The following is a 12,014-nucleotide window of genomic DNA, read 5'->3' as shown; positions in this document are numbered from 1 at the left end:
GTTCATCCGTGGTAAGATGGGTGTAGGTCATTTGTGGTCACTCCTTTGTATTCTTTGGTCGGAATTACAAGTTGAGTGTACCACAAATGGCTGTTTTAGTTGTCTAGCTTAATTTTACAATCGGCGGGTAATAAAAAAATCCGTCCCTTTGTTATAAAAACAAAGGGACGGATTATCCGTGTTACCACCCTAATTTACAATCGTTTTACAACGATTGCCTCAACAATGCCAGATAAACTAACTCTATCTGAGATTCGGCAATATAACGGTTGCACCCGTCTAGATAGCGTTAACCATGCTAGCCACTTAGAGCTCATCTTCCTTACCTTTAACTAGACCCTTTCTCACCAACCGGGCTCTCTTTACATGTCTTCAGTAAGTACTCTTCTCTTCGATGTGTTTCTTTAAATATTGATTAATATTTGATTATAATTTAACTCTTAAATAAGAAGAAGTCAAGTGAAATCTTTCCGTTATCTCATATTTTTTATAAAAGTTTTGTAAAACACATCTTTTCACTTCATCAGTGAATTCATTGATGCCATGAGAACCTCTACAGATTTTTTGAAAACTTTTTATAAAAGAGCTTACGATTCGACTACCTATTGATTCTGTAACTCAATTCGTTCGTACAGAATCTAATGCGGTAGTTCGTCCTTTGCATGGCACATGAATTCTCTGATGTCGCTTCAACGTGCTGAATAGTAATCTAGAGAAATATATTATTTAAAATTATTATCACAGAGTGAGTTTATGAAAGTGAAAAGAGTGTGAGATACCGTAGTAACAAGACGACTGGACGCACTAGAAACCGTAGGAGCAGAGCCACGTAAGGATTCAGTAGTACAGCGAGGTGGAAGATATATCCCTTAACGAAAGTCGATGGGATTAGCTGAAGACGTTCCACTACGGTCACCGAACCCTTCTCACTGGAATATATGAAATAACTCCAAAACAAAAAGGACCCGACAGCGTCGGATCCTTGTATTAAAAATATGTTTAATTCATTTGAGTTTTCACTTGTTTAATGTGATCTAACGCTTTTTCTTTACCTAAAACTTCAATCACGCTTGGTAAGTCTGGACCATGCATTTGTCCGCTGACAGCGATACGAATAGGCATGAATAACTTGCGACCTTTAACGCCAGTTTCTTTTTGAATCTCTTTCATTAACGGTTTAATGTTTTCTGAAATAAATTCAGCTTCTGGTAAAGCTTCTAATTTCTCAGCCATTGCGTCGATAACAACAGAAGCTGTCTCTTGGCTTAGCTCTTCTTTTGAAGCTTCATCAATATGTAAATCATCATTGAAGAATAAACTTGATAAATCAACGATTTGTGCACCGTATGACATTTCGTCGTGATATAAGCTTACTAATTTACGCGCCCATTCAATTTCTTTCTTATCAGGTTCACCGTCAATCAAACCAGCCTCTTGTAAATGAGGTAATGATAAATCAACAATCTCATCTAAGCTTGCAGCTTTAACGTAAGTATTGTTAATCCAATCTAATTTCTTCGCGTCAAACGCGGCTGGAGAGGTTGATAAACGATCAACATCAAAGATTTTGATAAATTCTTCTTTAGAGAAGATTTCATCTTCACCTTTTGGTGACCAACCTAATAACGTAATAAAGTTAAACATTGCTTCTGGTAAGTAACCTAAACGACGGTACTGTTCGATGAATTGTAAAATTCCACCGTCACGTTTACTTAATTTTTTGTTCGTTTCACTGTTAACAATTAATGTCATGTGACCGAACTTTGGATATTCCCAACCAAACGCATCATAAATCATCATTTGTTTTGGAGTATTTGCAATATGGTCGTCACCACGTAAAACGTGAGAAATTTCCATAAAGTGGTCATCCACAGCAACAGCAAAGTTATAAGTAGGCATACCATCTTTCTTTTGAATAACCCAGTCACCTGAGATATTTTTTGATTCAAAGCTTACTTTCCCTTTAACCATATCTTCAAATTCATAGACTTCGTCTGCAGGAACACGGAAGCGAATCGCTGGAACACGTCCTTGCGCTTCATATGCGTCGCGCTCCTCTTGAGTTAAATTAGAGTGTTGTCCGCCATAGTGTGGCATTTCTCCGCGTGCACGTTGTGCTTCACGCTCAGCTTCTAACTCTTCTTCAGTCATATAACATTTATATGCTTTATCTTCTTCGATTAATTGATCGATTAATGGTTGGTAAATGCTTAGTCGTTCAGATTGACGGTATGGACCATATTCACCCGGGTTTAATGGGGATTCATCCCAATCAATACCTAACCAGCTTAAGTTATCTAACTGGCTTGCTTCACCATAATCTAAGTTACGGCGAGTATCTGTATCTTCCGTTCTAATTATAAAGTCTCCCCCGTTATGGCGAGCAAATAAATAATTGAATAACGCTGTACGCGCATTCCCAATATGTAATTCTCCTGTTGGACTTGGTGCATATCTTACACGAATTTTAGAACTCATTCGATTCAAACTCCTTTTATCTTTAATTTAATTTTATTTACTTTCAATTCTACCACTTGAATGTGTAGGTTTTGCAAAAATCATACGCCCTGCTGCTGTTTGAATGGTACTTGTGACTACAACAGAAATACGTTCATTCATAAAGTGCTGTCCTTCTTCGACAACAATCATTGTACCATCTTCTAAGTAGGCTACCCCTTGTTTACGTTCAGTACCCGCTTTAATCACTAATACTTCCAGTTCCTCGCCAGGGATTAATACAGGTTTAACTGCATTCGCTAATTCATTGATATTAAATATTGGAATTGCTTGGAATTCAGCCACTTTATTTAAGTTGAAATCATTCGTCACAATCGCTGCATCAATTAATTTAGCTAAGCGAACAAGTTTACTATCGACTTCATCAATATCTTCGAAGTCACCCTCATAAAATTCAATCGGTACTACTTCATTTTTCTGCAATTCATTCAATATGTCAAGTCCGCGACGTCCTTTGGCACGTTTTAATGAATCAGCAGAGTCGGCAATATATTGTAACTCTTGAAGAACAAAGTTTGGTATCACTAACACACCTTCTAAGAAGTTTGTGTGAACGATATCCGCAATCCGCCCATCAATAATAACACTCGTATCGAGTAATTTATACTTTCTAAACGTCTCATCTGCCTTACGTTCTAACACTTGATTGTCTGAACTTTCCTCTTTTTCGCCTACTGGCTTGCTAAACTGTCCAATGAAATTCTGCCACTCTTCTTTACGACTAGTTGCTGTATTATAACCTACTAAGGCAAGTGTCACTGATAATACGACAGGTAAAACTTCTGAAACAAAAGGAATATTTAATGATGCAAAAGGCAAAGCAATTAAATACCCTAAGATTAAACCGATTAAAATCCCAATTAATCCTAAGACTAGATTTGAAATTGATAATTGATTAATTTTTTCCATAAGTCGTTTCACTGATTTCTCTATTAATGGGGCTGTCAATGTACCCAATAGAATGAATAATAGGCCAAAAATAATAGCATTAATATAAGGATTACTTAAGTAACTTAAACGAATATTTAAATTTGCCCACAAATGCGGACCAACAGATACCCCAAAACTTAATCCAATAATAATGGATAAAAATATAATAATTCTCTTATACATTATGTCACCTCCTAAACATATTTTGACTCTTAATAATCTTACTTTCACGTAGCTAGCGTGGAAATACTTTTCTTACAGCTTCTTGAATGGTTTTGACAGGAACAATTTCAATGTCAAAAACATCTTTTAAATCTTGGTAATTATTCTTTGGAATAAAGACCCGTTTAAAACCTAATTTAGCCGTCTCTTTTAGACGTTCTTCGATTTGACTCACGCGGCGGATTTCTCCAGTCAAGCCAATCTCACCAATATAACAATCATCCACTTGTGTGGGCTTATTCCAATAGCTTGAAGCGATACTCATCGCAATCGCTAAATCAATCGCGGGCTCGTCTAATTTTATACCACCTGTAATCTTAAAGAAGGCGTCTTGGTTTTGAACTAAGAGACTACAATGCTTCTCCATCACTGCAAGTAACAGTGATATACGTTGATAATCAATCCCACTCGCTGTTCGCTTAGCAGTCCCATAGACAGTCGGTGTCATGAGCGATTGAACTTCAGCTAAGATGGTCCGCGTCCCCTCTAAGGCCGCAACTACCGTTGATCCTGTTGCTCCAGGAATTCGTTCTTCCAAGAAGAGTTGTGACGGATTACCGACTTCTTTCAATCCAACGTCTAACATTTCAAACACACCGAGTTCATTTGTTGATCCGAAACGGTTTTTTACTGCTCTAAGGACTCTAAAGCGGTTATGCTTCTCACCTTCAAAGTATAAGACCGTATCTACCATATGTTCTAACATACGAGGTCCAGCAATATTGCCTTCTTTAGTTACATGACCGACAATAAAAATTGCGATTCGGTTTGACTTAGCAATACGCATTAGAATTGCGGTCGCTTCACGGACTTGTGACACAGAGCCAGCAACTCCTGTATGATCAGGTATCGACATTGTCTGAATAGAGTCAATCACGACCATGTCTGGTTCTAAACGTTGGATTTCACGGGCAATTAAAGCTAAATTCGTATCAGCTAACAAGTAGAAATTATCGTTATTTAATTCTAAACGTTCTGCACGTATCTTAATTTGAGAAAAACTTTCCTCACCTGTAACATACAAAATCTTTTGCTTTTGAGCGAGTTGCATCGCAACTTGTAAAAGAAGTGTTGATTTACCAATTCCTGGATCTCCACCAATTAATACGAGTGAACCCTCAACAACCCCGCCACCGAGGACTCGGTCAAACTCTTGAAAGTCAGTACTCATTCGATCTTCTTGAGTATATTCAATTTCGTCTAATTTTAAAGCGCTACCTTCTTGGCGTTGCTTCGATGTTTGGACATTTATTTGGTCTTTACCCTCTGCAGCAACAATATCAGCTGGTTTTTCTTCCATCTGATTCCATGCACCACAACTTGGACACTTACCTAGCCATTTAGGAGATTCATAACCACAAGCTAAACATTCATACATTAATTTCTTTTTAGCCACGATGATCCTCCTTTTATTTATTCAGTGTCTGAAGAACCAAACCCACCTGTACGTTGAGTTAAGCCACCTTCATCGCCATCTGTTTTTAAAAACTTCGTAAAGATTCCTTGAGCAATACGATCACCTTTTTTAATCGTGAAATCTAATAAACCATAGTTAATGAGTTGAACATAAATATGTCCTTCGTTCTTCTCATTATTATAATAGTCTTGATCAATGATTCCGATACTATTCGGCAAGCTTAAAAAGCGTTTAAGAGGATTGCTTGAACGGTTCACAATTTGTAAGTACTCATCCTCTTGCATATACGATTTAAGTCCTGTCGGCACTAGTGTTGATTTCAAAAGAGTTGAATTTTCCTCAGTCTCAGTTGGCTTCGTTGGTGCAATGTTAAAGATTTTTCTGAATTCGTCAGCAAAATAACCGAGTAATTGCTTCACCATACTTGGAATCACAATTGTCTCGGCTGATTCGATATCATATCCTGCCGCATGCGTGGTTGAGCGTTGTGGGATTTGAATATCTTTATCATAATACGCTTTGACTACTTCAAAGCCACGTAATTTTTCTTCTGTCATGGTCATCCTCTTTCTATCAGTTTCTTATATTCTATTCTAACAAATTTCAGCCCTTAAATGGAGACTAAGCATTTCTTTTTCTATGATTAATTTATGAATGTCTCTCTATAAAGTATTATAATATGTTAAACCATTTATGAACTTCATTATATCTGGATTAGAGTGAAGTTTACTCATTCAAATAAAAACCAAAAACCCGCTTGTATGTTAGATGTAGCTGGTACAAATTATACGCTAATCTGTCTAACAAACATACAGGGTTTTGGTTTTTATATTGTCTTTTAAATTGGTAAATTTTATTTATTTAAATGTTCTTCAATATCTCGCGGTGCCCAAACTGAAATGGAGCCACCATTTACTGGGAACGTTCCCCAGCCGTCTTCTTCAATGGTTACTTCACCATCATGATGGCCTAAGTAATCCACAAACACTTCACCTGGCTTGGCAGTCGACACTTGCATACGTTTCTCTCCACCGCTATTATTACTAATAACTGTAGCTAAACCATCTGGGAAAGTTTCATTCCCTTGACGAGTCCAGCCGACAACATGCGCATCATCAAAGTAATCATATTGATCACCGTACGCAAACGTTCGGCGAATAAATAATAACTTATCAATGATTTCTTGAAAACTTGTTTGACCAAACTCACCTTCGACACCGTAATAATCTCCATAGAAGACCGTAGGTAAGCCAGATTCACTTAGGAGTATAATACCATAAGCAAGCGGTTTAAACCAATCTTCTACAAAGCTTTCTAATGACTGCCCATGTTGCGTATCATGATTCTCAACAAAGGTTACTGCATACCACGGATTTTCTTTCATCAGCGTTCCATCAAAGATTTGGCTTAAATCATAGGCCTCCCCTTGTTTACTTGCATCAAAGAAGTTCATATGAAGTTTAACATCTACTAAATCAAAGCCATATTCAATATCTTCTAAATAGCCTACTTTTGAGTCATAGTCGGCTACCCAATACTCACCAAATACATAGAAGTTTTCTGCCCCCATTGCATCCGTTAAAATAGATACTAAATCTGCCACAACTTTTCTGTCGATATGCTTAATCGCATCCAATCTGAACCCAGATATACCAGTGGTTTCAATGAACCAACTCGCCCAATCTTTAACATTTTGAATGACTTCAGGGTGATCAAAATCAATGTCAGAAAACATTAAAAAGTCGAAATTCCCTTTTTCGCCATCAACATTTTCATTGTCGGCCCAACCTTTATTCTCACCTTGGATTTGGAAGATTCCTGTCTCGTCATTACGCGCATCATAATCGAGCCCTGAGAAATGATACCAATGCCATTCAAAATCATTGTATTTTTTATTACATCCTGGGAAATTAAAATGCGTGTAGCCTTCAATTTCATAAGGTTCAGAAATCGGTTGTTGGCGATTTTCTGGATCCATTTTCATTACAGTAAAGGTCTCTTTTTTATCTCCATTTGCCTTATGGTTCAAGACGATATCTGCAATTGGCTTAATGCCGTTCTCTTTCAACGCATTAATAGCATCTAAATATTCATCTTTTGTTCCGTATTTAGTTCTAACACTTCCGTTTTGGTCAAATTCACCTAAATCAAAAATATCATAGACACCATAACCTGGATCATTTGTCCCTGTTGCTTTAAAGGCTGGTGGCATCCAAACCGACGTAATCCCAATTGAAGCTAAGTGTTTTGCGTCATCTTTTAAACGTTGCCAATGTTTTCCGTCATCTGGCAAGTACCATTCGAAATACTGCATTAATACACTGTTTAAATTATTCATTGTATACCTCGCTTCTTTTAAGTTGATATTGAAATTATATTTATTTTACCATAATATTCCAAAAGCAAACATTAATAGGCATTATTGAAAGTAATTTACCTTTCTTTGGTATAATCAATTAAAGGAGCAGTGATGTATGATGATTACAGAAAATGATAAAAAATATTTAAATCGTTGTGTTGAATTAGCGCAATTAGCCTTAGAAAAAGGCGATGAACCGTTCGGTTCGGTCCTTATTTCTGAAGATGGGGAAACTTTATTTGAAGATTATAATCATGTCTCGGGCGGCGACCATACACAACATCCCGAATTTGCGATTGCGCGCTGGGCTGCGCAAAATATGAAACCAGAAGAAAGAGCAAAAGCAACTGTCTATACTTCGGGTGAGCATTGTCCAATGTGTTCAGCTGCCCATGCTTGGGTTGGTTTGGACCGGATTGTCTATGCAAGTTCTTCGAAGCAACTAGCAACCTGGCTAGAAGAACTTAATGTGGACCCATCGCCTGTTTATAACCTACCGATTGAAGAAGTCATCCGCGACGCAAATGTTGATGGCCCTGATCCAGACTTAGCTGAAGCTGTTCGTCAATTGCATATTCAACTTCATTCCCAATAACCTATTCACGAAACCCTTTTCATTGAGTTTGAAACTTAATTCCGTTATCGTGTTGATAAGAGGAGTGATAGTTATGAATTACAAACGCTTTGATCAAACCATCGTTTTACGTTTAGACCGCGGAGAAAAGGTAAAAGAATCCATTCAAGCGGTTTGTGAAAAAGAAAATGTAACGCTCGCAACAGTGAATGGTATCGGAGGCTTAGATAGTGCTTCGATTGGCATTTATAATTTTGACACTTCGGATTATAAGATTAATGAATTTAATGAGTTTTTAGAGTTAACTTCCTTGTTAGGTAACGTCACTCAAATGGATGGCGAATATTATGGGCATTTCCATGCAATTGTGGGTAATAGTAAAGGCGATGCTTTTGCTGGAGATTTAGATGAAGCCGTTATTGGCGCTGCAGGCGAAATCTTTATCCATATTATTAACGGCACCGTTGAACGTTCCGTTGATGACGAAACGGGTCTAAACGTATTAAACTTTGATAAATAAACAAAATAGCAAGGCTGCTTCTTTTGAGCGTGTAGTGAACCCCAAAAGTTGGAGTTTATTCAATTAAATATTAAGCAGACAATTGAGTGTCTTGTTTTCGGTATTCAACCGGAGATAAGCCACTCAATTTTTGTTTAATGCGATCATGGTTATAGTAATAAATGTAGTCTTCCATTCGTTGTTTTAGCTCAGTATAGGTGCCTGGCTAGATATTTAATAATTACTGAAGTTAATAGATACTCAAAAACCCGCTAGCAGAAATTTGCTGGCGGGTTTCTTCATTACACTTAATTAAATTCAACTGCTACTCCAAAGTGATCGCTCACGACGGGTTCTTTTTTGCCATCAAAAACAACTCGGTAATTTTTAACTTCTCCCGGGTAATCCGTAAAGATATAATCGATTCTTTTTTCATCCGTATGGCCTTCCCATCCGTCAATAGCACTCAAAACGGTTGCAGATCCAATCTTTTCTTCTGCCTGAACATAGGCATCTTTTAATTGAGGAGCCGTCGTTTTTATATAGTCATAACCTTCATCTCTAAGCCTCGCCTCGTTATTAAAATCACCCATAAAAAGATGAATCTTCTGACTCTCTTTTTCAATATGAGGAAGCGTATTATCCCATTCATACTTGAATAAATGATCACCTGATGGATCTAACCACCAAGAGTAGTGGCATGAAAAGACTACCCATTCTTTACCTTCAAGGCTTACATTACCTTTTAGAACTCTTCTGGTGTAGTGATTCGCATAATCCGATATTTCAGATAGTAAGAAACTTTCTGGACTGAAAGGTGTTTTGGATAAAATAGCCACACCTTCATCGTACACATCATAGCCAATATGATTGGCTGTCCAACTCCAATAGTAATGAAGTCCACGCTCTTTTAGCAACTGAACGATGAGATATGCAAAGTTATCTTCCTTTATAGCAACAGGATACATTTCTCCAGAAGCTTGGATAAATAAATCGTCCACAATTTCTTTCGCTTCCATCGTTTGATTAATTTCCTGAAGAGCGATAATTTGAAAATCTTCTTTGGCAATATAATCAACGATTTGTCTTAATTTTAATTCTGGATCCTCTTCCATCCATGAATGCGTATTCAGTGTTAAAACGTTCAATTTATTTCTCCATTCTAACCAATGTTTCTATCATTCACTCGACCAATCTCTGTATCTTCGGAGATATCATTCGTTTGAATGAACTCAAAGTCTTGATTTTCTGTCAAGTTCGTAAAAACAACCATGATAGTGGTATCTTTTTCTGCTTTTTTAATCGAAGCCAAGTCCATTTCAGCTATTTTATCTCCTGCAATGACTCCTTGACCTTCTTCAACAAAGATTTCAAAACCTTCACCTTCTAATTCAACTGTATCTATTCCTAAATGAATAAGTACTTCAATTCCACTTGCTGTTTCAATACCAATTGCATGTTTGGTTGGGAAGACATTTTGAATTGTACCATCTACTGGAGAGACGACTGTATTTGATGAAGGGTTCACTGCATAGCCGTCACCCATCATTTTCTGAGCAAATACTTCATCATTTACTTCAGTAATCGGAAGCACGTCACCTTTTGCTACAGGGAAAATTGCTGTTGCGAGTCCTTTTGAATCTGTAGCCACTACTTCCTTTTCATCCATTTCAGGTGTTTCATCAAGTTTAGATTCTGGAATAGGTGCATTAGAGCTCAATACATCCATAATATCAGATTTTAAGACATCTGCTTTCGGTCCATAAACTGCTTGAACTCCTTTATTTTTCTTCACAAGCCCCATTGCGCCTGCTTTTTTCCAAGCGTTTTCGTCTCCAACAGAATCAATATCATTAACAGAAACACGTAAGCGAGTCATACAAGCATCTACATCTGTAATGTTTTCTTTACCACCTAATAAGTGAATAATATCATACACTTGTTGTGTAGCATCTACAGGCTCTCCATTTTCAGATGCTACTTCTCCACCTTCGTAATTTCCATTACGTCCTGGTGTTGCATAATTGAATTTCTTAATTAAGAAGTTTGCAATAAAGTAAGTCAATATTCCGAATAGAAGGGTTACCCAAACAAAGTTAATTAAATCCATACCTAGTCCCGCACGAATCGCTAATGGCGTACGTGTAAGCAATTCAATGTTACCAAACGAGTGAACACGTAAGTTTACGATATCAGCCATCGCAAATGCTGCTCCTTGGATTACCGCATAAACGATATACAAAGGCATAGCTGCGAACATAAACATAAACTCAAGTGGTTCTGTAACACCTGTTAAAAATACAGCTAAAGCAGCTGATACATACATTGATTTATGTGTTTTTAGTTTGTCTTTATCGACATTTTTATACATGGCATAAGATAGACCCATTAAGATACCTGATGATCCAATCATTTGTCCGACTTTAAAACGAGCAGGGACTACATTATTAAATAATGCTTGATAAGTTGCTGTATCACCAGCAGCATCTAAGTTAATTAAATCTCTTACCCATGCTAACCATAGCGGGTCTTGACCGAATACCATAGTACCCTGCTGTGCACCACTTAATACTTCATAGGTTCCTCCAAGAGGTGTGTAGTTAATTGGAATAGTTAACATGTGGTGTAAACCAAATGGTAATAATAGACGCTCTAATGTACCAAATAAGAATGGAGCTAAGACTGGAGCTGAGTCTTGTGATCCAGCAATCCATACACCGAAACTATTAATACCACTTTGAATAAATGGCCAAACAATCGCTAATACAATTGAAGCAATTAAAGACCATAAGATAACAACAAATGGTACAAATCGTTTTCCGTTAAAGAAGGATAAGGCATCGGGTAGTTTTCTAAAATTATAATATTTATTGTAAGCAACCGCTCCCATAAATCCCGCAATAATACCGACGAAAACCCCCATATTTAAAGCTGGTGCCTCTAAAATACTAACAAAATAACCATCAATTGGTATTTCTGCTCCAAATAATGTTTGTGTTACTGCATTTGGGTCAGCTAACATTTCACTGGTTACGCCAAAAATCGCTCCTGTAATTCGGTTAATTAGAATAAAACTGATCCCGGCAGCAAAGGCACCCCCAGCTCTATCTTTTGCCCAACTTCCACCGATTGCTAATGCAAATAAGATATGTAAATTTCCAATAATTGCCCAACCAATATTCTCAATCACACTACCAATCGAAATCAAAGCTTGCATATCTGGATTAATTAGAGGAAGTGATCCACCAATACTAATCATTAATCCTGCAGCTGGCATAACAGCAATAACGCCCATTAAGGCTTTCCCGAATTTTTGCCAAAATTCAAAATTAAATATTTTTTTCATCTTTCTTCTCCTTGTCTTCTTTTATTTTTTATATTCGCCGATTGTAAAATTAAGCTAGACAACTAAAACAGCCATTTGTGGTACACTCAACTTGTAATTCCGACCAAAGAATACAAAGGAGTGACCACAAATGACCTGCACCCATCTTAC

The 12,014-nt window shown here is 37.2% G+C and carries 8 protein-coding genes, 2 pseudogenes and 1 other annotated feature; of the genes and pseudogenes, 2 read left to right on the top strand and 8 right to left on the bottom strand.

Annotated features, from left to right (window positions below; all coding sequences use genetic code 11):
- Positions 1–160 precede the first annotated feature (160 nt).
- Positions 161–404: a binding site (T-box leader), on the bottom strand.
- 595 nt (positions 405–999) lie between these two features.
- From gltX to ACEN3Z_RS10720, 5 genes are all read right to left on the bottom strand, one after another.
- The gene (gltX, locus tag ACEN3Z_RS10740) at positions 1,000–2,478 is read right to left on the bottom strand and encodes a glutamate--tRNA ligase (protein ID WP_138404237.1); all 1,479 of its coding nucleotides are present in this window, start codon (positions 2,476–2,478) and stop codon (positions 1,000–1,002) included.
- Positions 2,479–2,511: 33 nt separating this feature from the next.
- Positions 2,512–3,630, bottom strand: a complete 1,119-nt coding sequence (locus tag ACEN3Z_RS10735) for a PIN/TRAM domain-containing protein (protein WP_138404238.1) — start codon at positions 3,628–3,630, stop codon at positions 2,512–2,514.
- 52 nt (positions 3,631–3,682) lie between these two features.
- On the bottom strand, positions 3,683–5,047 hold the full coding sequence (radA, locus tag ACEN3Z_RS10730) for a DNA repair protein RadA (RefSeq protein WP_235888772.1): 1,365 nt from the start codon (positions 5,045–5,047) through the stop codon (positions 3,683–3,685).
- 35 nt (positions 5,048–5,082) lie between these two features.
- Complete coding sequence (locus ACEN3Z_RS10725) at positions 5,083–5,643, bottom strand: dUTP diphosphatase (protein ID WP_407090859.1); 561 nt, start codon at positions 5,641–5,643, stop codon at positions 5,083–5,085.
- 296 nt (positions 5,644–5,939) lie between these two features.
- The gene (locus ACEN3Z_RS10720) at positions 5,940–7,424 is read right to left on the bottom strand and encodes an alpha-amylase (protein ID WP_407090858.1); all 1,485 of its coding nucleotides are present in this window, start codon (positions 7,422–7,424) and stop codon (positions 5,940–5,942) included.
- A 136-nt stretch (positions 7,425–7,560) separates the two neighbouring features.
- On the opposite strand from ACEN3Z_RS10720, the gene ACEN3Z_RS10715 reads away from it, so the two are divergent.
- Together ACEN3Z_RS10715 and ACEN3Z_RS10710 are read left to right on the top strand one after the other, a co-directional pair.
- Positions 7,561–8,040 carry a nucleoside deaminase gene (locus ACEN3Z_RS10715; RefSeq protein WP_235888769.1) on the top strand — a complete coding sequence of 160 codons (480 nt, stop codon included), beginning with the start codon at positions 7,561–7,563 and terminating at the stop codon, positions 8,038–8,040.
- A gap of 73 nt (positions 8,041–8,113) precedes the next feature.
- Complete coding sequence (locus tag ACEN3Z_RS10710) at positions 8,114–8,539, top strand: PPC domain-containing DNA-binding protein (protein WP_407090857.1); 426 nt, start codon at positions 8,114–8,116, stop codon at positions 8,537–8,539.
- Between the two features lie 70 nt (positions 8,540–8,609).
- Here the strand turns inward: ACEN3Z_RS10710 and ACEN3Z_RS10705 are convergent.
- The 3 genes and pseudogenes from ACEN3Z_RS10705 to ACEN3Z_RS10695 all read right to left on the bottom strand — a co-directional run.
- Positions 8,610–8,735: pseudogene (locus ACEN3Z_RS10705) on the bottom strand (IS3 family transposase); the annotation flags it as partial.
- 91 nt (positions 8,736–8,826) lie between these two features.
- On the bottom strand, positions 8,827–9,666 hold the full coding sequence (locus tag ACEN3Z_RS10700) for an endonuclease/exonuclease/phosphatase family protein (protein ID WP_407090856.1): 840 nt from the start codon (positions 9,664–9,666) through the stop codon (positions 8,827–8,829).
- Between the two features lie 107 nt (positions 9,667–9,773).
- Positions 9,774–11,864: pseudogene (locus tag ACEN3Z_RS10695) on the bottom strand (PTS transporter subunit IIBC); the annotation flags it as partial.
- Positions 11,865–12,014 lie beyond the last annotated feature (150 nt).

Origin of the sequence: Ruoffia sp. FAM 26254, assembly GCF_045528545.1 — a bacterium.
GTDB lineage: Bacteria > Bacillota > Bacilli > Lactobacillales > Aerococcaceae > Ruoffia > Ruoffia halotolerans.
This window is presented reverse-complemented; position numbering and strand designations above follow the sequence as displayed.

Excerpts from the sequence above, each read along its gene's own strand:
- gltX (WP_138404237.1), bottom strand. The coding sequence starts at position 2,478 with ATGAGTTCTAAAATTCGTGTAAGATATGCACCAAGTCCAACAGGAGAA.
- ACEN3Z_RS10735 (WP_138404238.1), bottom strand. The coding sequence starts at position 3,630 with ATGTATAAGAGAATTATTATATTTTTATCCATTATTATTGGATTAAGT.
- radA (WP_235888772.1), bottom strand. The coding sequence starts at position 5,047 with ATGTATGAATGTTTAGCTTGTGGTTATGAATCTCCTAAATGGCTAGGT.
- ACEN3Z_RS10725 (WP_407090859.1), bottom strand. The coding sequence starts at position 5,643 with ATGACAGAAGAAAAATTACGTGGCTTTGAAGTAGTCAAAGCGTATTAT.
- ACEN3Z_RS10720 (WP_407090858.1), bottom strand. The coding sequence starts at position 7,424 with ATGAATAATTTAAACAGTGTATTAATGCAGTATTTCGAATGGTACTTG.
- ACEN3Z_RS10715 (WP_235888769.1), top strand. The coding sequence starts at position 7,561 with ATGATGATTACAGAAAATGATAAAAAATATTTAAATCGTTGTGTTGAA.
- ACEN3Z_RS10710 (WP_407090857.1), top strand. The coding sequence starts at position 8,114 with ATGAATTACAAACGCTTTGATCAAACCATCGTTTTACGTTTAGACCGC.